Source organism: Vibrio sp. 10N.286.49.C3 (genome assembly GCF_041469545.1).
Taxonomy (GTDB): domain Bacteria; phylum Pseudomonadota; class Gammaproteobacteria; order Enterobacterales; family Vibrionaceae; genus Vibrio; species Vibrio tasmaniensis_A.
On the sequence record NZ_JBFRKT010000057.1, the window covers coordinates 64,133 to 88,355 of the forward strand.

The following is a 24,223-nucleotide window of genomic DNA, read 5'->3' on the forward strand; positions in this document are numbered from 1 at the left end:
AGTTATCTAATAGGCTTGGTTAAGTCGGTAAGGGAGAGTGTGATGGACAGGTTGACGGCGATGCGTAGCTTTGTTGAAGTCGCAAATTGCGCCAGTTTTACTCAAGCAGCAGAGCATTTGGACATGAGCCGTTTACAGGTTTCACGGCATGTTCAAGAGATCGAAGGGTGGTTAAAACAAAGGCTTCTGCACAGAACGACTCGTAAGGTCAGTTTGACGACAGCAGGGGAGATTGCGCTACAACGTTGCGAAAAAATACTCCATGAAACGGCGGAGCTAGAAGTCACTGCACTTAATCAAACCGATGCTCTTTCCGGAACCATTCGAATAGCAGCCCCAATTGGCTTGACTCAACATATGCTGTTGAGTGTGGTTGAACAGTTCACAGAGCTTCATCCCAGTATCACGGTAGAGCTATTTGCTTCTGACCATTTTGCTCAGCTGGTGGATGATAGAATCGATATTGCGCTGCGCTATACCGATCAACCTGACGATAGTTTGATTGCTCGAAAGCTAATGGAAATTGATTCGGTGGTGTGTGCCTCACAAGACTACCTAGACAAACACGGTGAACCTGAAACGGTTGAAGCGCTTAGACAACACAATTGTTTTCGTCATTTGAGTGTCTCTAAGTGGGATTTTGTTAAGGATAACCAACATTATTCGGTTGAGGTGTCGGGGACTATTAAGGCCAATGATGTTGGGGTGTTAGCTCGCGCCGCACAGCATGGCAAAGGGGTTGTTCGATTACCTTGTGATTTAGCGAATCCGTTGATTGCAGAAGGGAAGTTGAAACGAATTTTGGATGATTTTGTTTCACCGAGTAGCGTGCTTTGGGCGGTGTACTTGTCTCGCAGTTATCAGCTGCCTGTTGTTCGTCAGTTCATTGATTTTGCAGCAGAAGCTTGGTCTAGCGATATCAAATCTGGAGACGTTTAAGCTTACATCGCTCATAACTTGTCTCGTCCTAAAATAGAACCAAATAAATATATAAGCCCATAAATACAAAAATCCGATATCAAAGGTGATATCGGATTTGAACTCAATAATTCAGAGTTCCAGCACGCTCTCCTCTCACGAAGTCTTTACATGTAATGATGTACGGATAATCGGGTGTTTATCGCCTTATCGTTGATGCTAGGTAAAGGCTGATACAAGCTTTTGGTAATGTCTGATAATACTTGGTCGTAGACTTGCGATACCACAGTAGAGATATCACTGGTTAACTCGTACATGCTATCTGCTGGTTGGGTCGCTTCAGTGCTTGATGCGATCTCGGTAAGTGCATGCATCGCACGTGTACAAATGGGTGACCCACTGCTGATAGGGCAGATAATCGATAATTGGTTGAGTTTGCGGTGTGTCTGAGATGCGTAGAATTTGAATCTCGCATACTCCTCAGGCTTCTCCATATCCGCCTTTTCTATCCCAGGGATGGCCATTCTCAACTTGGTAAGGATCTCCATGCAATCCAAGATCTGTTGCCAGTTCATGTGGTACTCACGGCTCATGTCTTCTCGTTCAGACTGAATCAACCAAATGATCATCACTTCATCCATCAAGAACATGCTGTGACGAATCGTTTTTCCATGAATCGATTGATTACGTACTAAGCTACGGTTTTGCCAGTCATTGTGCATAGCGATGAGTTTGAGATGATAAATGCGATACATCGGACGGCTGTCAAACGACACATGAGATTGAAGCAATTCAGACACCTCAAGTATGTTGTCGTAAATCTTATTCACTTTTCGAATTGAGTCGCTCGTCAATTGATACGCCAGAGCATAATGCGTTGCCGCGCGATGTTTGCGTGATAGCAACAATAACTGTCTGAGTAGAACTAAGGTTTCAAACCGGTGTGATAGCGCTGTTTGTCTCTTCTTTGAGAAATGAAACAGCGCTGCAAGTACTAATAGGGATAAACCCACTGAAATAACGACCAACATATTCAACTCCTAATATCTGAATACCTACTTAGTGGTAGTTCACGATTTGTGCCAAAATTGATAAACATTATATTTCAACGACTTATGTTTTAAGCCCGCTTGTGGATGACCAATACTGGTGCATCACCTCACCATTCGAGTGAGTGCGATAGAAGAGGTTAGAGGTTTTTATAGTTTCTAGACTTTGCTATGGCTGAAGCACAAATAGCTACAATCTGGCTAACCTCTTATGCAAGGTTAGTCAGATTGGGTTACACAGAGATGTACATTCAGTGAGTAGATAGTGAAGGTATGACTAAAGATTTACGGCGAATGTACCACTGAGAAGACAGATAACCGCGAAGCTCGTTTAGGTCGATAGCCCAATAAGTCGATCGATCCAGAAATCAATAGCTAGATAAATCAATAGCGCGATAAGTCGATCACTTTATTGCATAGCTTACTCAGAGCCAGTTGATCATGGCTGATCAAAATTAGGCCGCAATTAGCTTCTTTCGATACTTCAACAATTAACCTTAGCGTTTGTGCTGCAGTGATAGGGTCTAATCGTGATGAGGGTTCATCTGCAATTAACAGTTTTGGGCTCATCATTAGCGCTCGTAAAATGGCGAACCTCTGTAATTCTCCTCCGGATACTTGGCTTGAAGGACGCTCAAGCAATGCAGAATCAAGGCTCAATCTATCTAGAAGTACGGGTATCTTGGAGCGATTTAGCTTGTGAAGCGCACATAAGTCATTAAGTAACGTTTTTAGTGTTGTGTGAGGAGAATGCGCACTGGGTGGATCTTGGTAAAGCTTAAGGCGTTGTCCTTTTTCGATTTTTTGAAGCCAGTCGATATTGCCGGAAAAGTCGTGATGCAACCCTAGTAAAGTATCGGCGAGAGAAGATTTCCCGCATCCGCTGTCACCATAAACTCCCAGTATTTCACCTTGTGATAATGAGAACGTGAGATCTGAAAAGAGTGTTCTTTGATCGCGGTAAATAGCTAAACTTTCAACTTCAAGCAATGGCTTCTGCCCGCTTTGTATACCAACCTCTGAGGGACTAGCGTGACTATTTGATTTATTTGAAGGTTGCGAGGAAGTTGGCTGATCAAGAGACCAATACTCAGGTTGCGCTTGTATTAGCGCTTTTGTGTAGGCCGCTTGTGGCTGATCTAAAATGGCTTTAGCGTCTCCCCTTTCAACAATTGCCCCTTCTTTCATTACAATGATGTCACCACCTAACATTTTAGCCAGCTTAATGTCGTGAGTGATGGTGAGCAGGCCACCGGGTTTGCCATTTTCAAGTTGTTGGCAGTGAGAAAGGAGAAGTTGCCCAACGTGATCACGTCGGCTTTCGTCTAAGCCTTTTGTGGGTTCATCGGCAATTAACAGTTTGCCTCCAGCTTGTGTCGCACATAAGTACGCAGCACGTTGCGCCATTCCGCCCGAGAGTTCAAATGGGTGTTTATCTCCATCTTTGCCCAGATCCATTTGTTGAAGTGCATGATGGGTGAGTGTGTCACTCTGGGAACGACCTTCGTTTAAAACCAGCTTATGAACTTCGCTTATCTGCGATCCTATAGTCCGAAGCGGATTGAGTGCTAACCAAGGTTCTTGAGGTAGCAAAGCTATTTCTTTGCCCCAAAACCGTTCTCGATTTAAAGGGTTAAGCTCATCAAACAAAGTAATGTCGCCCTCTGGTTTTAAGGCATCAGGTAATGTGCCGGCGATAGCTGCCGCGATTAGGCTTTTCCCCGCGCCTGTTTCTCCCAAAATGGTGAGCGGACGCTGAGGATATAAATCTAAACTTAAGCTCTGGACTAAGGTTTGAGTATCAGTATGAATCGACAGGTTTTCAATTTTTAACATTGCGTTCATGCTGTTACTCCCTTATCCGCTTGTTTACCTAGTTGCAGTTTTTCTTGTTTAGATCTTGGTTCATTATGCGCATGGTTTTTTTGTTGAGTTAGGCGTTTTCCTTGAGCTAATAAATGAAAACTTAATACCAGAAGAAAAACGGTCAGTACTGGTTGAATCAAAACCCAAGGGGCTTGGTGGTAGTAACGGAATAGTTCAACCATCATCAAGCCTAGCTCAGCTTCTGGCGGCTTAAGCCCAACATGCAGAAAGCCTAAAGACGCGAGTGCCAGTATTGAATTACCCGTACCAAAACAGAACAGGGTGAATAAATCATTTCGGCAATCTGGCCATAAGTGACGCTTGAATATATACCAGTGGTTGAACCCATAAAGCCGAGGGGCTTCTACTGCAGGTGACTGAATGAGTGACAACGTTCGGTTGCGTGACACGCGGAAAAAATCCACCCACAGCATGAGCGATATGGCGATATATAGAATGAGGAATGATCCAGGAACCATTGCCGCAAAAAGTAAAACAAGAATTAAGCCGGGCATGGCGAGTATCATGTTCACGTTGAATGAAAAGATTTTATCCCACCATCCTTGTTTCCAACCAGCGATTACTCCCATTGACGTCCCTAACAACGCAGCGGTAGTAATACTTATTAATGCCATGGAAAGTGAGGTGCTGATGGCGTGGCTTAATCTTGCCAAATTACTGCGTCCAAAATGGTCTCTGCCTAAAGGTTCTTCGACAGAAGGCGTTGTGAATGCAAGGTCTAAATTTTGCTTGGCAATATCACCTTGATAGACAGTCCGTTCTAGCATGACTAGGCATAATAAGGCGGCTAAGATAATCAGACCTAACCATTGCGGCTTTGTTAAATTCATACGATCTTAACCTTCTTTTTTTCGGGTTCTGCTTGTTGTTTATTAGGTGCAAATTTTGAAAATAAAGCAGAGGGTTTATTCGCGCGTTGCCTTGGATCCAATTGGTAGTTAACAAGATCGACTAAGGTATTGATGACCACAAATAGAAGCCCCATCAGCAGAGCAGAACCTTGAATCATTGGTATATCTCTACGGAAAATCGCATGCGCTAACGCGTGACCAATACCCGGCCAAGAGAATAATGACTCGATCATAATGATCCCTTCAATTAACCCGGTTGCTTGAACACCAACAAAAGTAATAACAGGTAAAGCGATGTGTTTATGAGCGTGATGCTGAAAAGCTTGCGCCTCACTGAGTCCTTTTAAACGAGCGAATAAAAAGTGCGGTGCTGTGATGGCATCGTGAGTGGCGTTTCTTATAAGACGACTAGACATTGCAGCCAGCGATAGTGCCAAGGCGAGGGCGGGCAAAATGATAAACTCGACTCGACCAAAGCCTGCCACAGGAAGCCAATTCAGCTGTAACGCAAATATAATCACCAAGGCCAAACCTATTAAAAATACAGGCTGAGCTCTTAAGATGATGGAACCTAATAGCGAGAAATGGTCTGCAAAAGAGTCGGTCCGTTTTCCACAATAAATACCGATTGGGATGGCAATGAGAAGAGAAATGACGGTCGCGACGACTGCCAATAAAATGGAATGCCCGAGCTGGTGGCTGATTTCATCAATGACGGGGGTGCCACTAATCAATGATGTTCCCAAATCAAAATGGAGAAGATCCCATAGCCATTCGAGGTATAGCTGCAAGCCCGAACGATCAAGCCCTAGCTCTTGATAAACCGCTTGTGCCGCATCCGCATCCACATAATCATACCCATAGCGACCCGCTGCAATTCGAAAAGCAAAGTCGCCGGGTAACAAGCGCATTAAAATGAAAGTGAGTGTTCCGATACTCCAAGCCACAAAGCCGGCTTGGAGTACTCTTCGGATTAAGATATTAATCATTAATCGTCATCTCTGAGATGCGATAGTTGATTTCAAATGGGTCAAATGAGAAGTGGTTAACACGTTCATTCACCGCGACTAATTGAGTGTAGAAAGTCACAGGAATCAGCGGCATTTCTTCCGCTAATATGGATGAAGCCTCTTGAGTCATTAGATTATATTGCTCTTGGTTTGGTTCAACCGATAGACGTTGAAGTAAGCTGCTGAACTCATCAGAAGACCAGTTCATTGGTCCCCAGTCACTGCCTTTATGGCTAGAAAAATCTCGCATCAGTAAGGCTAGGGGATCCGCCGTAGTGCCAAAATTACGCGCCACGAGCGCCATTTCTAATGTGCCGTCTTTGTGCTTTGATGGAATTGCACTTGAGTTATCGATAGAAACATTCACTTGAATGCCGACTTCTTTAAGCTGAGCTTGAATCGCGGTAGCTACGATAGGCAGCTCTGGTCTGTCTGAGTAGGTAGTTAAAGTAATATCGAATGTTTTGCCTTCTCGCGAAAGGAGACCTTCCTCATTTTCCTGCCAACCTTGCCCTGCAAGTAATGTTTTCGCTTGGTCGATATTGCGCTGAGTTTGCTCAAGGTTATTGATGTGCCATGCGCCAAGAGAAGGGGCAAACAGTTGATAGGCTTCAGAGCCTGGAACGCGGACAATTTGTTTTGAAATACCCGTTCGGTCCAAAGCTAGACTGATAGCTTGACGCACATCTGAATGATTCAAAAGTGGGTGTTCATTATTCAACTTAATTAGGATCGTTCTTGGGATGGACTCCATCACCAATTCAACATTCTTTGCTGACTCAAGCAGGTCGATACTGGCTGGGTCGAGTGTGTAAACCAGATCGGCTTGACCGGTTTGTGCTAACAAAGCACGGCTTTCAGAGCGATGACCTGCAAGGTAGTGAACATGTTCAATCGAGGCTTTTGTGCCCCAGTAGTCAGCATTTTTGACAACATGCGCTTTATGAGGAGCCTGTAACTCTTGGATTTTATAAGGACCTGTACCACTCAGTTGTGCAACATTTCCTTGTTGATCAAACGAACTTGGTGCTGCAATCGCTGCTGTGTAATGAGCTAACACTGCCAGCAATGGTCGATAAGGTTGAGATAGTTCTATCACTAGAAGGTTGTCTGAAGCTGATACCTCTTTGATAGGTACACGCTTTAATACGCCAGGTTTTTTTAAAGCGTGAGAAAGAGAAGTTTGAACAGCTTGCGCGGTAAGCGGGGAGCCATCGTGGAACACAACGTCTGGGCGCAATGTGAATTCCCAGCGTAAATTGTTTGCGTTAGTTGTCCATTCTTTCGCTAATAAAGGGGTGACGTTGCCTGACTTATCGATAGCAGTAAGCGCTTCAACGACTTGTAACCGTGTAAATAAATAGCCGTTTTTAGATAAATCTTGGTCGGTAAATTCAAAGGGGCCAGAAATGTTTAGCGTTGTTGGTTGTGTTTCTTTTGATGGTAAAAATATCCATATGAGTAGTGCACTGATGGAAAGTAACGCCAGTGCGGCAAGCTTTTTCATGCTTTTGTCCTAGTTATGAGTAATTATTTGCGATGTTATAACATAACAATTATGTATTGTTAATGATAATAGTTGCTAATTGGCTCGGTTTTTTATCGGACGTGAGTATGAAAAAAGCCCCACTTAAATCAGTGAGGCTCTAATTTTTGTATGCGGTTCTGATTCTAACAGGCTTTATTGGACGGTATCAGTCAGCTGTAAAAGCTGTTTGAGTGACAGTCACTATGCCCTGTTTAAAATAAGCTTGGCTCCATTGGTGAGCCTAGATCTGTTTAGGTGAATGCGCTTGAGTTAATATCGGGATACTAAGCACTAAGCATTAAGCATTAAGCATTAAGCATTAAATATTAAACATTAAGCCAGTTTTAGGTCGAACTCAGTGCGGTACATCACCATATCTTCAATGGTCAGTACAGGCATGTTGTGCATTTTACCGAAAGCAACGATCTCTGGCGCTTTTGCCATCGTGCCGTCTGGGTTGGTAACTTCACACAGTACACCTGCCGATTGAAGACCTGCCATTTGCATTAGATCCACAGTACCTTCTGTGTGACCGCGGCGAGCTAGTACACCACCTTTACGCGCACGCAGTGGGAATACGTGGCCAGGGCGAGCTAGGTCACTAGGCTTAGCCGTTGGGTTTGCAGCTGTCTTGATCGTTGTTACACGGTCAGCGGCAGAAACACCTGTTGTTACGCCGACTTTTGCTTCGATAGTGACGGTAAACGCAGTTTGGTTTGCGCTGTTGTTATCAACAACCATAGGTGGAAGTTCAAGTTGGTTCGCTTGCTCGTCTGTTAAGCATAAGCACACAATACCACTGCATTCTCGGATCATAAGCGCCATTTGCGCATTAGTTAGGTGTTCTACTGAGTAGATGATGTCGCCTTCGTTCTCGCGATCTTCATCGTCAAGTAAAAGTACGCCACGACCTTCGCGTAGAGCTTGCAGTGCGTTTTCAACGCGAGTGATTGGTTCGCCAAATTCGGCAAGTAGTGAAGACTGATTCATGGTTAAACTCCTAAAATATCACCAGAATCAGGGCTGTATGAGGGATCTCAACCGAGCACAACAAAGCAGACTCATTACAAGTCGACTTGTACCAATCGTAGTAAACAACTGGTCATTCTAGCTGGTTAAAACCCTTGATAACGGCGTTAAAATTTTTGACTGTAGAATAACTACTTATCGAAAAATTTTGCCTTGTTCTCAAGCGTTTTTCCTGCGCTATCTCTGATCATTTATTTACTGTGATTGGTATTAGCTCATTATGGTTTTATCCAAAACGAAATGCACCCGTCTAAGTTGGAGGCATGAACCTAATAAATAGGTACACCTTTCCAACTTAAACGAGTGTGTTTTCATTCTCTCTCATCCGGACTATGACCGTCGGCTCTGGCATCTCACCAGATCTGCTGACCTCGACGAATCGAGCGCTCGCGGGCTTATCTTTAGATTTTGCTAAAAACATACCGCCGGTGGGGAATTTCGCCCCGCCCTGAGAATAAAAATTAATAATCTGTTTTGCTTTGAAAGCAGACCAGATGGTAATCCTTTCAATAGTGGATTTAAAGGACTGACAGCAAAGTTTTTCAGATTCCAGCCTTATAATCGGGTAAGTGTTCACTTTATCAGCAGAACGTGTCCGGCAGTCTTTAGTGGGATAATGCCTTTGTCTCAGCTGGTTTGAGTGGTCTTTGTTGCTCTATGAACATCAGTGTATGTCGAACATTATTGGTGCTGGCGTGGCCGTTCACTGAATCAATACTCAAGAGGTTCATCAATCGAACATTGTTAGACCATGACGGCTTAATGACCGTTTTGACATAAAATTGATATTGGCAGTGCTAAGCTGCGCTAGCATCCATCCACTTTATCCAAAAGATCTTAGTCATGACATCTCCGTTCTCTAACAAATCCAAAGGCTTATTACTGCTCGTTTTAAGTTTGTCTTCTCTCGTACCGTTTTTGATCTTTGGATCTTATTTTGACCTTGGGGCTGGGGTTTCGCCTTTCCAAGGCGCCTTCATAACGTTTGTGACTTACTCGGCGGGTAATCAAGGGTTCTTGGTAACGCTAGCTGTTTTGTCTTTGGTATTGCTCACGATGAAATTTTCCAAAGTTAAGCTCGTCAGCCTTTGTCTGCAGCTCGGCTTGTTGTTGGTTCTCAGCTTTGCAGCAAAAACTTTCTTAAAGCACTCTACAGAAAGCCCGCGTCCTTATTCTGAGTATTTGGTGACCCAAGAAGTCGTTGACATGCCAGAGCTGTTTTACGAACTGCCATTGGTAGAAAAGAATGCAGCGATTACATCTGTGAAAGATAAGGTGAGTGAGTGGAGAACACGTCATTGGCTAGGTGAGACTGACTATTCTTTCCCATCTGGGCACATGATTTTCGTTGGCGTGTGTCTGGCGTTCTTTGGCGGCTTGTTCCTAGAAGCGAAACGTTTTTACTTAGTCGGCGGTTTGCTAGTTTGGGCTGGTGGCGTTGCTTATAGCCGAGTTTGGCTTGGCATGCATCGACCTGAAGACTTGGCGGCGTCTATCGCCTTTGCTGGTCTTATCTATCTATTGGTGCCACTGATTCCGACGCAAAAAATAGAACCTTTGTTACCGATGTTTCTAAGAGATAGCAAATGAGTAATAAACTTGCCTAGAAGAGCAATAGTGGGGCTTTTGAAAGAGAGGAATAAAAAACCGCCTTCGGAGAAGGCGGCTATTTTAAACGATGACTGCTATTGAAAAACTATAGATGCTATTTGAAACTATAACCTCCATACACTACGGGTTTCATTCTAACTAACTGTTTTAGTAGAAATTAACGTAGTTTAAACATACCAACCATTGATGCCAGTCGTTCGTTTACTTGGGAGATATTGTTGGTTTGCACCAAAGCTTGATCTCCATTTTTGTTGAGTTCATTTACAATGTCACTCAGAGCCACCATGTTACGACTAATTTCCTGAGTGACGCTGCTTTGCTCTTCTGCGGCCGTTGCAATTTGAATACTTAGGTCATTGATCCCCGTTACTTGTGACGTTAGCTCATTTAAGCTGCTGCCCACTTTCTCGGTGTTATTAAATGTTTCGTCACAAGTCCCTTTCGTCTTATTCATAGACTCTTCAACATTCTTGTTCACTGAAAGCAATCGAGTCAGCGCTTGTTCAATCTGTTGTGTACTCGCTTGTGTTCGACTCGCTAAGGCTCTCACTTCATCCGCTACGACTGCAAACCCACGACCTTGCTCGCCCGCTCGTGCTGCTTCAATCGCTGCATTTAACGCAAGAAGATTGGTCTGTTCAGCGATTTCACCAATCACTGTCAAAATATCACTGATTCCTTTAGTTTCTTGGCTCATGCTTTCTAGGTTCGATGATGTGTTCTCTATCTCAGAAACTAGTGCATTAACCTTCATTTGTGCATCACCGACAGCATTGAGTGATTGCTCCCCGATATCGGACGCGACTTTAGTTGATTGCGCCGTTTCACCTGCATTTTGGGCAACGGCGTCAGCTGTTGAACTCATTTCTTCAATGGCAGTGACAATTTGTTCAGTTTCTTGCACGTGCTGATTCAAAATGTGGTTATTTTCATCTGATTTATGTTCAAGTTGCTGCACATTTTCTTTCAGTTCAGACGATGCTGCGTCAATTTTTAGCATCAAGTCTTGTATATGCTCGATGAATTGGTTTACACCAGATGCGATTTGCCCTAAATCATCGTGTTTCTTTACTTCGAGTCTCTGAGTTAAATCACCATCACCATTTGATAGCCCTGTAATGGTTTCTTTCAACGCTAGGATGGGTTTGTAAAGAATATTGAGAATGAATAACGTGGCAACTACGCTGATCAATAGGTAGACAATCGTGATCATAATTGCTTGCTGCTGAGCGACTTCTAGCGCTGCGAATACGACACTTTTGTCTAATCCAACAAGTAGGTACCACTCTTTGTCACCATAGCTAACCGCATGGCTGAACATCACTTTCTCAACGCTGTTGATACTATAATTAACGATTGTGCTTTCTGAATTTTGTGCTTTTTTTGCAACGTCTTTCAAAGAAGCGTAATCCGTTAATTTAGTGCCCACTTTAACCACACTGGATGTGCTAGCCAGCACCGTCATGTCATTGGTCATCATCATCGAAATAGCACCGTTGAGGTCGATTTCAGAGACAGTGTCACTTAGAACATCGAGTGGAATGTCTGCCAATACCACACCGTTACCAACATCTTTACCAATGCTCACCATTAAGGTACCTGTTGTGGAGTCTGTATATGGGTCTGTATATACAAGGCTTCCTGAACGCTTACCTTCTTTGTACCAAGCTTTACTGCGAGGGTCGTAGCTTGGTGGACTTTTGTGATTATCCCAGCCCGGGTAATCGAATGAGGCATAAGCATCACCATTGTCAAAACCTATCATTAAGTTCGCGACATCAGCACCCAATGAGCCCACGCGCATTCGCTCGGCGTGTCTATCTTGATAATTATGTTGACGATAATCAGCAGCTACTTTTGCTACTGCTTGTGTTTTAGCATCCAGGTAAGTCTCAACCTTGTTCCCTTCAATGCGAATACGGTCTTGTGTGCTCTGGTAAATATTCTCAGTCAGTGCTTCCTTATTGCTCTGATATGAAAAATAGTTGGCTGAGCCTACACTTATTGCAATTATTGCTGATACGGCGACTAAAAGAACTTGCTTAAACCCAAGTTGTTTCATTTGAAAGTCCTTAATACTGAATGTGTTCATTTTCCTGCTTAATGAATATGCAGTATATAGACGTATTATGAATAGGACTACGCTACCAATTGAACATTCAGCCTGATTTGAACAGTCTCAGCTCTGTATACAAAAAGCTTATGAAAAAATGGTTTATGCAGTAATGGTTTATTGATGGTGAATGAGAGGGAATCGTGACCGCCAGATAGAGATGTTTACGACAGTGTGGTACTGACTTTAAAGCTTAAATAAGGCGCCGCATTAGAGTATTTGAGCATAATGGATAACGTCACTAGTCAGTCATATGAGCTTGCTTATCGAGATGAGTGAGCTGTCATTAAAATAGTTACAAAACGTAAGCAACCTTCAGCACTTACGTTATCTCTATACTAACCAGCTAAGCCTTGCCAAATGGCAGTAAAGCCACTGATAGAACATAACAGTAAAGAACCAATACGTATCTTCTCTTTAGGAATGCTTTGCGTGGTCATTAACGCCACTTTGTAACCCAACCAAGCAGCAGGCAGCAAAGGTATGGTGATGATCAAATGGTGCATAGTGAAGAAGCCAATTGGGATCTGAACAATCAACGAAATGATTGAACTAAAGACAAAAAAGGCAGACAAGTTGCCACGCAGCTGATTGGCATCTTGGTGTTGGAGTAGCAGTGCCATCGGCGGGCCACCAATACCTGAACTGGTGCCAAAGAATCCTGAGAAGAATCCCGCGATGCCCATTTTGGCAGGCGTCGGCTCTAACCTAAACGGAAGCAAGCTGACAATCACTGCAAATACCACTAATAAACCTAACCAAAGTGACAACACGCTCGTTGAAACCATCACCAACAAGGCACCGCCTGCTAGTGAGCCTGGAATGCGTCCTAGTAATGCGATTTTTAATCCGCCAATAGAAATGTTTGCACGGTGTTTAAAGGCGTTGAATAACGAGATGAACAGGCCAACTAAACAGATAGGCGCAGGTACATAGTCTGGTGAAACCAAAAACAGCAGTGGGGCAGCCACAATGGCCAAACCAAAGCCGATTGCGGTTTGCACAAATGAGCCTGCAAAAATGAGTGCCATTGCGATAAGGGCGGTCTGATCTAGGTATTCCATAAGCCTGCGGATTAGTTTTAAAGGAGCAAGTGAATACTATAAATTAAAACGAAAAGAATAGTCTTATTATTCAGTGAGGTTTATGCAAGTTTCGCTAGTTATAATTTCGATTACAACGGCTAATAAAAAAGAGAGCGAATATCTCAGGATGTGCTCCTTTCAATATCCACTCTCTTATTGGATTGCTTATCGATTTTGCTGTTGGGGGAGTCAACGTTAAACGCTAAGCCATTGCCAATTTCAGTCGCTCAATCGGCTTGTCATTGATAGGCAAATGGATCAGTGCTGCTGCAAATGCCAGTACCACCGTTGACCACCAGATTGGCTCGTAAGAACCGTAGTAATCGTAAATACGACCACCAACCCAAGCGCCTAAGAAGCTACCCACTTGGTGAGTAAAGAATACCAAGCCGTACAACGTCGACAGGTAACGAGCACCGAAGATCTGACGAACTAAACCAGACGTTAGCGGAACCGTACCCAACCAACAGAAACCAATCGCCGCACCGAAGATAGCCGCGGTTGACTCAGTCACTGGCAAAGTCACAAACGCACCAATAACTACAGTACGCACTAAGTACAGTGCCGACATTACATGACGTTTGCTGAACTTATCGCCCATCACACCCCAGAAGTAAGACCCGAAGATGTTGAAGATACCTACATAAGCCAGTGCCATTGCTGCGCTGCTTGCTGGTAGGTTTTTGTCGGCTAAGTAACTTGGTAAGTGCGTCGCAATGAACATCACGTGGAAACCACACACGAAGAAGCCCGCATGAATCAACCAATAACTTTTGTTCGAAAATGCTTCAGACAGTGCTTCTTTCAGTGTCTGGGTGTCTTCTACTTGTTTATTGGTTGCTGACTTCGGTGCTCGCATAAACAGTGCAAATGAGATCATCAAACAACAAAGCACGCCAAAGACTTGCATCGCACTTTGCCAATCAAATTCGTTCAACATGTATTGCGCGCCCGGAATTACCGCGAACATACCAAATGAACCTGCTGCTGTGGTTAAACCAAATGCCTTCGCTGCGTGCTCTGCAGGTACTACTTTTGCTACCGCGCCCAACACGATCACATAGCTCGTCGCACTCAATCCAAGGCCAACTAATGCGCCTAGTGAAACGTAAAGCATGCTTGATTCGGTAGACATTGAGGTAAGAAGTAAACCCAAACCGTAAGCACATGCGCCAGCAATAATGATGCGTCTTGCTCCCCATTTGTCAGCGGCCATGCCCACAAAAGGCTGGAACACACCGAACAGCAGGTTTTGTAGAGCAATGGCGAAGCTGAAAAACTCGCGGCCGGTGCCGAAATGCTCTGAAATTGGCATCATGAAAATGCCGAATGATTGTCTGATCCCTAGACTGATAATAAGTGTGCCGATCCCAAGCCATACCAGTAAAGGAAAACGGAAAATGCTCATTCTAATACTCTTAAATTAATGGTGGTGATGTGAGTGGTCTTGCGCTGACATGTGTTGGTCAGTCATCTTATTATGGTGTTCGTGCCCGGAATGCTCATGCGCTGACTGCTGGTGGCATCCACTGCTAACGGCATGCTGAGCCAAGAGATCAATCAATGGCTGACTGTGATGCACAATGACCAAACTAATAACAAGGAATAGCGTCATTCTGGCGAGTTGGGCAAAAAGAGATTGTGAAAACATAAGGTGCTTACATGCGCTCAATGTTGTAAGAAGTCGCGCATCATAATGACGAGTAGGGTATGTATCAAATGACCTTTTGTGATTTAGTCTATGCGTTTTATGCATAGATTTAAGCATCGCTGGAATTGGAATGAAACGTAGCTAATAAATAGGAAAACACGAAGCTGGCTGATTATGTGGTAGAAGCGGAGAATTTAGGATGGATATTTGATTTTTTAGATATAACTGCTTGCTTTAGTGAAGTATTTTAAAGCCTGTAAAAACGAGTATACAAATTAATCACTCAGTAACACTGCGCAATTACTCGACTTATCTGTTAAACATCGTAAATTTGTACTTCAATCGTTTCAACGGGACTGAAACGCGATGTTAAAAGATTCAGGGAGAGTCATTCACATGGATAAAGATCATAACCTTCGCGAAAACTTACTGGCACTGATCTTAGGTAGCGCGCTAGTGTCACTCGGCGTTATCTTTTTCAATCAAGTCGGTTTGCTCACCGGAGGCACGGCTGGTCTAGCGATCTTCATTACCAAAGTGACAGATTTGAGCTTTGGCCAAGTGTTCTTCGCACTTAACTTACCTTTCTATATTTTGTCGGTTGCTCGTATGGGCTGGCGCTTCACCATCAATACGTTTATCGCGGTTTCGATTGTTTCGTTCGCCGTGGATCACTTGTATCACGTGATTCAAATTGCCGAAATTCATGCATTGTATGCAGCTTTACTTGGTGGTGGCTTGATTGGTACCGGCATGTTGGTGATCTTCCGTCATAAAATGAGCTTAGGTGGCTTCAACATTCTGGCGCTGTTCTTACAAGAACGTTTTGGTATTCGAGCGGGTAAGGTTCAGATGGCACTAGATTGTACGATTGTTGTGCTTTCACTGTTTATCGTTGATGTGTCGCTGGTTCTGTTGTCTGTACTGGGCGCAATCGTCACCAACTTGATTTTGGCGATGAACCATAAACCGGGGCGCTATCAACCAGTTGTTAAAGCGGAAGCGGCGTAGTAAGTGGAAGCAGAGTAGTTAGGTTCACTTAATCAAAGTAATTTACAGATTATGAAAACAACAAAGCCAGCATCAATTGCTGGCTTTGTTCTATTTTAGGGATGGCTATTAGCACTTACTGCAATCGTTGTCTGGTTTGAGCTCGCAGTCAATCACATTGCCTTGCTGATCAAGTGACAGGTTACAGCACTCTTCAAACAAGTTCTTAAGATCCCCACGGCTTTTCTGAACACGAGACTTAACGGTTGAGTAGCTGATGTTTTGAGCCTCTGCGATCTCTTTCTGGCTTTGGCCTTTGATGTCGACAGCAAGCAGTAATGATGAACTTTGTTCTGGTAACGCCTGAATAAAGGGTTCAATACATAATGAAAGCTTCTGCTTGAACTCAGAATTGTGGTCTAAATCGGTAAACCAAAGATCTTCAGCATCAATTTGGCTATCACGTTGTTGTCGAGCGTGCTTACGGTAAAAGTCGATGATCGTGTGATTGGCTAATTGGAATAGCCACGACTTTACGCTGCTCGCATCTTGTACCTTATCTAAGTTCTGATAAGTCTTAATCAAGATATCTTGGAGCAAGTCGTCTACATCCGCAGAATTGTTGACCTTTGAATGCAGGAATGACTTTAATGCTTGCTGATACTCGGCCCAGACTTGCTCGAGCTTCAAAGGTGCCTTATTCAAAGTTGCCTTGTTCAAAGGTGCATTAGTTGCACTGTTCATTTACGCAACATTCGTCTTGTAAGAAATCAATCACACCTTCTAGGCACTCATACTCCGCCACGCAGAATAGGGTTCTTCCTTCTCGTCTTTGGCTGATTAGGCCCGCAGACGCCAAGCTTGATATGTGGTGAGACAAGGTAGAACCGGGAATGCCTAGTTCTTCTTGTAGGCCGCCAACTGCAATGCCTTGATAGCCAGCTTTAACGACACTCTTATAAATGGTTAGGCGAATAGGGTGCCCCAACTCTTTAAGTGCTTTCGCAACGACTTCTAAGTTCATATTAACTCCTCAAGATTTAATTTCGATGTTAGTCGAAATGTATGTCGAATTCAAATTTAAAAACGGTGGCTGTGTAAGTCATTGAAAAATGTGTTTTAGAAAATCATTTCGATTTTTATCGAAATAAAGCTTGATCTGGAGCTGTTTATTTCTATAATTCGAGAATATTCGAAATTAAGGGTTGGTTACTTTTCTCATAGAGCCCGACCTTCAATCCAGTTTGGAGTTAATTATGAGCAATGAAATGTTAACAATGCTAAAAGACGCACTTGATATGTTCGCTTTCTTAGCAGTAGAGCTAATTATCCTTTTCTTAGCGATCAGCTACATTGTTGGAATTCTTCAAGAGTTCCTTACACCAGAAAAGATTCAATCTATCCTGAGCTCACGTAATGGTAAGGGCTATGTGGTTGCTGCGCTATTGGGTGCAATTACACCTTTCTGTTCATGTTCGACCATTCCTTTCCTAAAAGGACTGCTGCGTGCAAGAGCGGGTTTCGGTCCAATGATGGTGTTCCTATTCGGTAGCCCACTATTGAACCCGGTGATCATTGGTTTGTTTGTGATTACATTCGGTTGGCAAGTCGCGGTGTTCTACTTCCTTGTAGCAATGACGGTGTCTGTAGTGGCTGGTTACGCACTTGAGAAGCTTGGCTTTGAGCGTTACGTAAAACCTGAAGCGTATGAATCAACAGGTTCAGCTTCAAGCTGTGGCGCTAGCTGTGGTGACTCTGCTCCTAAGAAAGCAGCACCGGCTAAAGCGGAATCTTCATGTGTTACAAGTGCATGTGGCGAACCTGCACCAGTAATGGCAAAAGAAACATCTTGCTGCGATTCTAAAAAAGAAGAGCCACAAGTGACCGTTTCATGCTGTTCAGCGGATGGAAGTGCAACAGCTGAAATCGTAGAGAAGAAAGAACCTAGCCGTTGGATGAGAATTTGGTTCTCAACTTGGAAAGACTTTAAACAAGTTTTCCCTTACCTAATGATGGGTATCGCGATTGGTTCATTCATCTACGGCTTCATTCCTACAGACCTAATTGCACAGTACGCTGGTGAAGGTATGTGGTATGCAATTCCAGTAGCAGCCGTGATTGGTATTCCACTGTACATTCGTGCTGAAGCGGTAATCCCATTAAGTGCTGCTCTAGTTCAGAAAGGCATGGCGTTGGGTTCGGTAATGGCATTGATTATTGGTAGTGCAGGTGCAAGTTTAACGGAAGTTATCCTGCTTAAATCAATCTTCAAGAACCAAATGATTGCAGCATTCCTATTCGTTATCCTAAGCATGGCGATGGGGGCAGGCTTCCTATACAGCTTCATCTTTGGTTAATCGGGTCTGATTCCTAGATAACTCCATTGATAGCAAGATAAGATAATAAAAAAGAGCTCACTTAGTTGAGCTCTTTTTGTGTTTAGGAGGTCAAAAAATCATGGGCATTAGGCTTAATTTTTTTGAGAACGCTATTATTCCGGAAGTGCTGCTATCGAAAATAACACTCATCAACCCCTACTTTTAGACGTGAATGTAACCGCTTTGATGCCAAGTATTAACAATATTCATGTTTCGTAGGTGTCAATTAATTGGTGAGCATATTTAATCTTTTTGGCTGATTATTGGACGGTTTTCATATCGATATCTAGTATTTATGTAAGGGTGAATAATGAAATAGCATCGTTCAAAATTAACGTTTGTTTAGCTTTAATTCAACGATGACAACGTCAAAAGACTTGGAGTTAATGAATGAAAGATAAGTTGAAAATTTACTGCCTTGGAACCCCTACACTTGAAACCAGAGAATCATTTGAGCTCGTGCCAGTCAGTGACATTAATCAACTCCCTGAATTATTGGGCGGCGTCATAGTTCTAAATGGCGATCTTAGTTCGCAAGACGACGTGATGAGCCAACTCCACCGTAGCAGGAAATTTTGGTCTTGGAAGATTTATATTTTAGAAGATAGTGCATTATCCGAGTGTTTATCAGACGGCACTTTAAATCCAGAAAGTGTTGAAGAAGAGGTGATTCAACACCGCAGAACGTTAGAAAGTATTATCGACACATCGGATACATTAGACCCTCTTGTTGGGTGGTTAGGCTTGTATCAAAGACGTCGATTATCACCTCACAAATATTTGTCTCATAAATCGATATATTCCTATCCGTTAGTGGAGCTTTACTATCCGGAGTTAAGTTCAACTTATCGTTTTGTATTATCAGAGACTAAGCGAGACACTTTTGAAATTGAGGATTTAATCGACCGAGTAAGAGTGTGTCATGAATGTGCCAGTGCCCACTTAAACTACATCGAAGCGTGTCCTTCTTGCAAAGACATTGATATTACTGAGCGTACCTCTCTCCATTGTTTCACGTGTGGCCATGTTGCTGAACAAGGGCTTTTCAAACGCAATCAAAAATTAGAATGCCCGAAATGTTTGACTCAGCTTCGACATATTGGAGTGGATTATGATCGCCCTTTAGAAACTCATACATGTAACTCATGCTCTCACTCTTTTTCTGAGGCGGAGACATTAGCTTCTTGTTTCGAGTGTGGTACAAAAAACGATATTTCAAAGTTGGTTGTTAGGAAGATTTATTCGCTGAAACTTGGAGTTCAGGGAGAGTATATATTCCGTCATGGAGTGAAGCTATCGGCGCCTGAACTGACCTTAAGCGGGAAAGTAGACGGCGGGTATTTTTCTAATCTTCTTAGCTGGGTTAATAGGATTGCACTTCGCCACGAAGAAGAGCACTTATTATTGGGGTTACACCTGCCTGATTTAGCGCAGTATGTGTCTAAAAATGGAGACGCAAAAATGTTTGCTTTGATCGAGCAAATTACAGAGCGTTTAAACGGATTGTTTAGAGATTCTGATATTTGTTGTCAGTTTAAAAGCGATGTTCTTCTTGTATTTATGCCTAAAGCTAAGATGGAACATATAGAAGTATTACGCGGGAAAATAGAAGCACTTTGTTCTTTAATCGAAGATGACGATTTCACGCTGAATGTCTTTGCATGGGGTATACCCGATCCAACAATGAAAGAAGATGTTGGTTATTGGTTAGAAAGTAAAGTCAGTGAAATCTATGCTGTCAGTTAGCCTTGATCTCCAACAGTACTTCTGGGGGATGCTTTTAGAGAACTCTGAGCTTTGGCTGATGCTTTTCCCCATGATGATTATGGTGGAGCTCCCACTCTTTCTGCTTGTGTTAAGTGGAATCTTTCGCTGGTCTTATTCGGCCAGTGACATAGAGATAAAAGAATACCCAAGCATCTCGTTTGTAATTACTTGTTATGGAGAAGGAGATGCAATTGAGATAACGATCGACACGCTTGTTGAACAGCTTTATCCCGGAAAGATTGAGATTTTAGCCGTAGTCGATGGAGCAACTCAAAATGAAGATACCTACTTAGCTGCAATGCGAGGGGAGCAAAGACATAAAACGGTAAGAAACAGAGATGTTCGTGTCATTCCTAAGTGGCAAAGAGGAGGTCGCGTATCAACGTTGAATGCTGGTTTAGATAACGCTACTGGTGATTTTGTTATTAATGTTGATGGTGATACTTCTTTTGATAACGACATGGCGTTACAAATGATGAAGCAATTTACTGATAAGAATGTGATTGCTTCTGGAGGTGCTTTACGCGTTAGAAACTGGCAAGAAAATTTGCTTACGCGAATGCAGTCTCTTGAATATATGTTATCAATGCAAGCGGGTAAGACGGGGCTATCCAACTGGGGGGTTCTAAATAATATATCAGGAGCATTTGGTGCTTTTCGAAAGAACACTCTGAAGCAAGTTGGAGGGTGGGATACCCATACTGCTGAAGATCTCGACTTAACGATGAGGCTCAAACAGTACAAGAAAAGACATCCAAACAATAAACTCGCTTTTACACCTAAAGCTGTGGGCCATACTGATGTACCCAATACACTGAAAGGGTTGGTACAACAAAGGCTAAGATGGGATGGAGACTTATTGTTTCTGTTTTTAAGGAAACACAATGAAGGTCTAACCCCTAGATTACTCGGTTGGGGAAACTTTATATTTACTTTAGTTTATGGCGTTCTACAAAACGTATTGCTGCCCATTCTAGTTTCGCTATTCATGTTTTACATATTTTGGGCTTACCCCTTCGATTTTGTTGCTGCACTTCTGATCCTTATCTACTGCGTCTATTTGTCGACAGTGTTGTTGTTTTTTACTGTCTATATTGGGTTGGTTTCCGAAAGAGCGAAAGAAGATCTTAAGATGGCAAAATGGCTAATCTTGTATCCGTTTTATCAGTTCTTTATGCGGTTGATTACGGCGTTCTCTATGGTGAATGAGTTATTTAGAAGAAGTCATGAAGAATCCAGTATGGCTCCTTGGTGGGTATTGAAAAAAGGCAAAAGGTTTTAACAATGAAAGTGAAATTTCATCTTGATAAAAAGAATAACCCTCAATCGGATGATGGTATCAAAGTTGCTTACGGACAAGCGAAAAGAGGAGGCTACCGCTTTCGTTGGTATTTAATCTTAAGCTTAGTGGTTAGCCCTCTATTATTCGTAGCGTATTTTTTCTTAAAGACAAATTTTCTGGTTATTGCTCCGGCAATCATTACCTCGCATCCTGTAACCTTAACCTCTAAAGTTGCAGGAGTAGTCGGCCCAATTCCAGTAGACGATGGAAGTCAAATCCTAAAATCAGAGACAGCGATTCAGTTGACTAATATGGAAGTGGAAGCGCAAATCGAATTTCTTCATGCTGAGTTATTAGATTTAGAAATCAGGTCTCCTGATGATATTGGCTTACTGCACTTGAAAGGCATTGAAGAAACGCGCAGTAATTTAAACACGGTACAGCAAATTCAAACGCGATATGAAGAATATAGGAAAAAAGGTCAGGTATCCGATGTGGACTACGCAAGTATAGTGGGAATGAGTAACTCACTTAATAATCAGCTTAATGGACAAAAACTTGATTATCAAAATGCGAAATTAGCTGAACAAGAAAGAGAATTAGCGGGTCCGGTTAGTCAGGCTCGACGTGCTTTAATGAAAGATCTAGCACTTAAACGTGTTGTTGAACAAGAGCTGTCGATTAAGTCTCCCTATGCAGGCCGCGTTGTCGATATCCATGTCGTTGAAGGACAGAGAGTGTTCGAAGGTGACGAGCTTGTAACGATAGCGAAGAATACCATCCCGCAAGTGGTCGCGTATTTAGACCCTAAATATTTAGAGAATGCGATAATAGGAGCTCATACCAAGGTAAGGTTTCCTAATGGTAGTACTTTTGAGGCTGAGATTGCAGATTCGGTAGAAATCGTCAGTAAGTTGCCGACTCAATTAGCAAGCCCTTTTGAAGGGCAGCCAGCATATCTCAAAGTAGCATTGAACTTTACGGCTGATTTGCCTAGAGAATATTGGATTGAAGGGATGACCGTCGAAGTGCGTTTTTAATTAGCACGCTAATTTGACCATAAATGGAGCGTGTATCGCTCCATTTATGGTTTTAGGGCTAGCTATTTTTATAGCGAACTGCTGTTTTAGAGAGACCTTCTGCTTTAGAGATAACTATCGTAGAGAGCTGTGGATATCAAAAACCACGTACATCCAGTTCATTGTTGATCAACACAACACACTGAGAAGCAAACAGCATGTTTGGACCTAAGCTGATTTTCTCTGTCCCTAAACGCTTCAAGCTGTTGTAGCTTTTCTTCGGCATAGGGATATGGTCAGTTAGAAGGAAACATGGGTTTTCCGCAATCTCTGCGTCACGGATAAAGTCGCCTTTCTTATCCATCATGTACAGCTGGTGGTCTTCAGCCAGTTCTTTAACCAACTTTTCAAAACTCATAGTACGAACAGTGATGCCCGGTTCAACCTGACGTGTCTGTTCTTTTATCATGCCTTGAGAAGCATCAACCGCTCTTACTACCGCTGATAACAATGCCGATTCATGAAAGCCACCAATGTTAGTGATCTCATTTGAATCGAAAGTGATCGTACGTGAAAAGTCTTTAGTACTTTCTAATACAAGGTGCACGGTGACATTCTCACGGTGTGATTGAGCAACGAAGATCGTGTTCATCAGAGTATGAGCCAGAATCTCAGTATGAGCGTCTTGCCCAACACCTTCTAAGATAAGTTTGCTCTCTGTAGGGGCTGCGCGAGCGCGTAATACAAATGAACGCATGGGATGTACCTTGTCAGTATGTGATAAAGCGAAATAGGCTTAATCAACATGAATTGATGAATAACTAAAAATTATGGCGGTATGTAACTCTTTTCTATTAATGAAGTCAAATGGAGTTATGTATAGTACTGACCACAAGAACTCTACGTATTAAATAGAGAGTGACCACATTACAAGATGGTAAAGGTTGAAGCGAACCAAGGTTTACATAGATAGTATGCGCAAATTATTAGGTGACTTGCAGAAGGAAGTAGTCGATGAAGTTACAGAAGATTAATAAAGAAGAATATAGAAAGAAGATGAACCTACTGTTGGTTTCATTGGTTGGGTCACTCGCCTTGTTTGCCATTGTATTCGGTAGCATTCTGATTGAACTTTTTGGTTCAGCTGGCTCCGTTACTGGGGAATCGACGGGTAATTTCCATTTGAATGTACTCGGGGTGATTTTATCAGTCGCCTTGAATGCGTTTATTGCGAGCCGTGTGAAAGGGCATGATTACTTTAAAGAAGCGCTTTATGTGTGGAACCTGAAACAAATTCACAATCAAATCTATCGTAAGCTTAAGCGTATTCAACCAAAAGCTGAGCAAGGCGATCGAGAAGCATTAACTATCCTTTACTTCTATTACACTACGCAAAAACAGGTATACGACCTAGATAACAATACATTGACGATAAAAACGGTTCAGAAATCTCTAGATAACATAGTGGAGCTGAGTGAAAAGTGGAGTATAGAACTGGATATAGAGACATTCTCGAAAGATCTAGTCGCGAAATTCTAAGTTATATGCTCTTGATTGTATGAGCTTTGGCCTATGAAAGAGGGTTTTGACGTAAAAGTAGACGCTTAAGCAATTTTTTTGAATTTTTATCAAAAAAGGGGTTGCCATGTTTTCGATGATCTCTATAATGCCGCCTCACTGACACGGCAGTCGCTACAAGGCTTCAGCGGTAATCAGTAAGACGGAAAGTTCGAAAGGAATTAATTTTAAAAAGTGTTTGACACTTAAAATTAAATCGCTAGAATTCACGTCCGCTCTCAAGGGTTTCTTTGTAAAAAGAAAGTTTCGACAAGCAAAGCTCTTTAACAATTTAAACCTATCAATCTGTGTGGGCACTCGTTGATGAATATCAAAACGTTTTATCTTCCCTTTTTATAAAGAGAAGTAAAACAGATTCCTCGGAATCAACTTTGGTTTCAATGAACTGAGTGACCAATTCAATTTGGTACAGCCTTGAGCTGTTTGATTTCACTTTTTAAAGTGAAAGCCAAAAAGAGCACAGTCAATTCATTATCT

Annotated in this window: 21 protein-coding genes and 1 riboswitch; of the genes, 8 read left to right on the forward strand and 13 right to left on the reverse strand. The window is 42.7% G+C overall.

Features of this window, described 5'->3' with window-relative positions; translation table 11 throughout:
- Nucleotides 1–42 precede the first annotated feature (42 nt).
- On the forward strand, nt 43–939 hold the full coding sequence (locus AB4180_RS20585; RefSeq protein WP_029225576.1) for a LysR family transcriptional regulator: 897 nt from the start codon (nt 43–45) through the stop codon (nt 937–939).
- Between the two features lie 146 nt (nt 940–1,085).
- On the opposite strand, the gene AB4180_RS20590 is transcribed toward AB4180_RS20585, so the two are convergent.
- The 6 genes from AB4180_RS20590 to ribB all read right to left on the reverse strand — a co-directional run bounded on the left by AB4180_RS20590 (nt 1,086) and on the right by ribB (nt 8,233).
- The gene (locus AB4180_RS20590; protein ID WP_017101661.1) at nt 1,086–1,949 is read right to left on the reverse strand and encodes a hypothetical protein; all 864 of its coding nucleotides are present in this window, start codon (nt 1,947–1,949) and stop codon (nt 1,086–1,088) included.
- A gap of 402 nt (nt 1,950–2,351) precedes the next feature.
- Entirely contained in the window at nt 2,352–3,812 is a 1,461-nt protein-coding gene (locus AB4180_RS20595; RefSeq protein ID WP_017101660.1) for an ABC transporter ATP-binding protein, read from the reverse strand.
- Nucleotides 3,809–4,684 carry an ABC transporter permease gene (locus AB4180_RS20600; RefSeq protein ID WP_102250160.1) on the reverse strand — a complete coding sequence of 292 codons (876 nt, stop codon included), beginning with the start codon at nt 4,682–4,684 and terminating at the stop codon, nt 3,809–3,811. Before AB4180_RS20600 ends, AB4180_RS20595 begins: the two co-directional genes overlap by 4 nt.
- Entirely contained in the window at nt 4,681–5,694 is a 1,014-nt protein-coding gene (locus AB4180_RS20605) for an ABC transporter permease (protein ID WP_009846272.1), read from the reverse strand. The genes AB4180_RS20600 and AB4180_RS20605 overlap by 4 nt, the downstream gene beginning before the upstream one ends.
- Nucleotides 5,687–7,222 carry an ABC transporter substrate-binding protein gene (locus AB4180_RS20610; RefSeq protein WP_102250159.1) on the reverse strand — a complete coding sequence of 512 codons (1,536 nt, stop codon included), beginning with the start codon at nt 7,220–7,222 and terminating at the stop codon, nt 5,687–5,689. The genes AB4180_RS20605 and AB4180_RS20610 overlap by 8 nt, the downstream gene beginning before the upstream one ends.
- Before the next feature lie 354 nt (nt 7,223–7,576).
- On the reverse strand, nt 7,577–8,233 hold the full coding sequence (gene ribB / locus AB4180_RS20615; protein ID WP_017097981.1) for a 3,4-dihydroxy-2-butanone-4-phosphate synthase: 657 nt from the start codon (nt 8,231–8,233) through the stop codon (nt 7,577–7,579).
- 348 nt (nt 8,234–8,581) lie between these two features.
- Nucleotides 8,582–8,732: riboswitch (FMN riboswitch) on the reverse strand.
- Nucleotides 8,733–9,115: 383 nt separating this feature from the next.
- Here ribB and AB4180_RS20620 point away from each other — a divergent pair.
- Complete coding sequence (locus tag AB4180_RS20620; RefSeq protein ID WP_102250158.1) at nt 9,116–9,862, forward strand: phosphatase PAP2 family protein; 747 nt, start codon at nt 9,116–9,118, stop codon at nt 9,860–9,862.
- 178 nt (nt 9,863–10,040) lie between these two features.
- Here the strand turns inward: AB4180_RS20620 and AB4180_RS20625 are convergent, their stop codons facing one another.
- From AB4180_RS20625 to AB4180_RS20640, 4 genes are all read right to left on the reverse strand, one after another.
- Nucleotides 10,041–11,945 carry a methyl-accepting chemotaxis protein gene (locus AB4180_RS20625; RefSeq protein WP_102250157.1) on the reverse strand — a complete coding sequence of 635 codons (1,905 nt, stop codon included), beginning with the start codon at nt 11,943–11,945 and terminating at the stop codon, nt 10,041–10,043.
- A gap of 389 nt (nt 11,946–12,334) precedes the next feature.
- Nucleotides 12,335–13,060: a sulfite exporter TauE/SafE family protein gene (locus AB4180_RS20630; RefSeq protein WP_009846277.1), complete on the reverse strand. Its 726-nt coding sequence runs from the start codon at nt 13,058–13,060 to the stop codon at nt 12,335–12,337.
- A gap of 223 nt (nt 13,061–13,283) precedes the next feature.
- Nucleotides 13,284–14,489, reverse strand: coding sequence for an MFS transporter (locus tag AB4180_RS20635; RefSeq protein ID WP_102250156.1), 1,206 nt, complete (start codon nt 14,487–14,489; stop codon nt 13,284–13,286).
- Nucleotides 14,490–14,504: 15 nt separating this feature from the next.
- Nucleotides 14,505–14,732 carry a hypothetical protein gene (locus AB4180_RS20640; protein ID WP_080518039.1) on the reverse strand — a complete coding sequence of 76 codons (228 nt, stop codon included), beginning with the start codon at nt 14,730–14,732 and terminating at the stop codon, nt 14,505–14,507.
- Nucleotides 14,733–15,128: 396 nt separating this feature from the next.
- Here AB4180_RS20640 and AB4180_RS20645 point away from each other — a divergent pair, with 396 nt between their 5' ends.
- Nucleotides 15,129–15,743: a YitT family protein gene (locus AB4180_RS20645; RefSeq protein WP_017065874.1), complete on the forward strand. Its 615-nt coding sequence runs from the start codon at nt 15,129–15,131 to the stop codon at nt 15,741–15,743.
- A gap of 108 nt (nt 15,744–15,851) precedes the next feature.
- Here AB4180_RS20645 and sigZ read toward each other — a convergent pair whose 3' ends face one another.
- Together sigZ and AB4180_RS20655 are read right to left on the reverse strand one after the other, a co-directional pair.
- Complete coding sequence (gene sigZ / locus AB4180_RS20650) at nt 15,852–16,466, reverse strand: RNA polymerase sigma factor SigZ (protein ID WP_041473163.1); 615 nt, start codon at nt 16,464–16,466, stop codon at nt 15,852–15,854.
- Complete coding sequence (locus AB4180_RS20655) at nt 16,450–16,746, reverse strand: helix-turn-helix transcriptional regulator (RefSeq protein ID WP_004733042.1); 297 nt, start codon at nt 16,744–16,746, stop codon at nt 16,450–16,452. The genes sigZ and AB4180_RS20655 overlap by 17 nt, the downstream gene beginning before the upstream one ends.
- A 232-nt stretch (nt 16,747–16,978) precedes the next feature.
- Between AB4180_RS20655 and AB4180_RS20660 the strand changes: the two genes are divergently transcribed.
- From AB4180_RS20660 to AB4180_RS20675, 4 genes are all read left to right on the forward strand, one after another.
- The gene (locus AB4180_RS20660; protein ID WP_102250155.1) at nt 16,979–18,079 is read left to right on the forward strand and encodes a permease; all 1,101 of its coding nucleotides are present in this window, start codon (nt 16,979–16,981) and stop codon (nt 18,077–18,079) included.
- Nucleotides 18,080–18,490: 411 nt separating this feature from the next.
- Nucleotides 18,491–19,846, forward strand: a complete 1,356-nt coding sequence (locus AB4180_RS20665; protein WP_102250154.1) for a diguanylate cyclase — start codon at nt 18,491–18,493, stop codon at nt 19,844–19,846.
- Nucleotides 19,833–21,149 (forward strand): glycosyltransferase, encoded by a 1,317-nt coding sequence (locus AB4180_RS20670; protein ID WP_167855742.1) that lies wholly within the window; start codon nt 19,833–19,835, stop codon nt 21,147–21,149. Before AB4180_RS20665 ends, AB4180_RS20670 begins: the two co-directional genes overlap by 14 nt.
- A complete protein-coding gene (locus AB4180_RS20675; protein ID WP_102250152.1) occupies nt 21,116–22,189 on the forward strand; it encodes an HlyD family secretion protein in 1,074 nt (357 codons plus the stop codon). The genes AB4180_RS20670 and AB4180_RS20675 overlap by 34 nt, the downstream gene beginning before the upstream one ends.
- Nucleotides 22,190–22,325: 136 nt before the next feature.
- Here AB4180_RS20675 and trmY read toward each other — a convergent pair whose 3' ends face one another.
- Nucleotides 22,326–22,925, reverse strand: coding sequence for a tRNA (pseudouridine(54)-N(1))-methyltransferase TrmY (trmY, locus tag AB4180_RS20680; RefSeq protein WP_009846285.1), 600 nt, complete (start codon nt 22,923–22,925; stop codon nt 22,326–22,328).
- A 257-nt stretch (nt 22,926–23,182) separates the two neighbouring features.
- On the opposite strand from trmY, the gene AB4180_RS20685 reads away from it, so the two are divergent.
- Nucleotides 23,183–23,707 (forward strand): DUF3087 family protein, encoded by a 525-nt coding sequence (locus AB4180_RS20685; protein WP_102250151.1) that lies wholly within the window; start codon nt 23,183–23,185, stop codon nt 23,705–23,707.
- The last annotated feature ends 516 nt before the right edge of the window (nt 23,708–24,223 follow it).

Excerpts from the sequence above, each read along its gene's own strand:
- ribB (WP_017097981.1), bottom strand. The coding sequence starts at position 8,233 with ATGAATCAGTCTTCACTACTTGCCGAATTTGGCGAACCAATCACTCGC.
- AB4180_RS20630 (WP_009846277.1), bottom strand. The coding sequence starts at position 13,060 with ATGGAATACCTAGATCAGACCGCCCTTATCGCAATGGCACTCATTTTT.
- AB4180_RS20625 (WP_102250157.1), bottom strand. The coding sequence starts at position 11,945 with ATGAAACAACTTGGGTTTAAGCAAGTTCTTTTAGTCGCCGTATCAGCA.
- AB4180_RS20685 (WP_102250151.1), top strand. The coding sequence starts at position 23,183 with ATGAAGTTACAGAAGATTAATAAAGAAGAATATAGAAAGAAGATGAAC.
- AB4180_RS20590 (WP_017101661.1), bottom strand. The coding sequence starts at position 1,949 with ATGTTGGTCGTTATTTCAGTGGGTTTATCCCTATTAGTACTTGCAGCG.
- AB4180_RS20670 (WP_167855742.1), top strand. The coding sequence starts at position 19,833 with ATGCTGTCAGTTAGCCTTGATCTCCAACAGTACTTCTGGGGGATGCTT.
- sigZ (WP_041473163.1), bottom strand. The coding sequence starts at position 16,466 with ATGAACAGTGCAACTAATGCACCTTTGAACAAGGCAACTTTGAATAAG.
- AB4180_RS20605 (WP_009846272.1), bottom strand. The coding sequence starts at position 5,694 with ATGATTAATATCTTAATCCGAAGAGTACTCCAAGCCGGCTTTGTGGCT.
- AB4180_RS20600 (WP_102250160.1), bottom strand. The coding sequence starts at position 4,684 with ATGAATTTAACAAAGCCGCAATGGTTAGGTCTGATTATCTTAGCCGCC.
- AB4180_RS20585 (WP_029225576.1), top strand. The coding sequence starts at position 43 with ATGGACAGGTTGACGGCGATGCGTAGCTTTGTTGAAGTCGCAAATTGC.
- trmY (WP_009846285.1), bottom strand. The coding sequence starts at position 22,925 with ATGCGTTCATTTGTATTACGCGCTCGCGCAGCCCCTACAGAGAGCAAA.
- AB4180_RS20640 (WP_080518039.1), bottom strand. The coding sequence starts at position 14,732 with ATGTTTTCACAATCTCTTTTTGCCCAACTCGCCAGAATGACGCTATTC.
- AB4180_RS20665 (WP_102250154.1), top strand. The coding sequence starts at position 18,491 with ATGAAAGATAAGTTGAAAATTTACTGCCTTGGAACCCCTACACTTGAA.
- AB4180_RS20655 (WP_004733042.1), bottom strand. The coding sequence starts at position 16,746 with ATGAACTTAGAAGTCGTTGCGAAAGCACTTAAAGAGTTGGGGCACCCT.
- AB4180_RS20610 (WP_102250159.1), bottom strand. The coding sequence starts at position 7,222 with ATGAAAAAGCTTGCCGCACTGGCGTTACTTTCCATCAGTGCACTACTC.
- AB4180_RS20645 (WP_017065874.1), top strand. The coding sequence starts at position 15,129 with ATGGATAAAGATCATAACCTTCGCGAAAACTTACTGGCACTGATCTTA.
- AB4180_RS20595 (WP_017101660.1), bottom strand. The coding sequence starts at position 3,812 with ATGAACGCAATGTTAAAAATTGAAAACCTGTCGATTCATACTGATACT.
- AB4180_RS20660 (WP_102250155.1), top strand. The coding sequence starts at position 16,979 with ATGAGCAATGAAATGTTAACAATGCTAAAAGACGCACTTGATATGTTC.
- AB4180_RS20635 (WP_102250156.1), bottom strand. The coding sequence starts at position 14,489 with ATGAGCATTTTCCGTTTTCCTTTACTGGTATGGCTTGGGATCGGCACA.
- AB4180_RS20620 (WP_102250158.1), top strand. The coding sequence starts at position 9,116 with ATGACATCTCCGTTCTCTAACAAATCCAAAGGCTTATTACTGCTCGTT.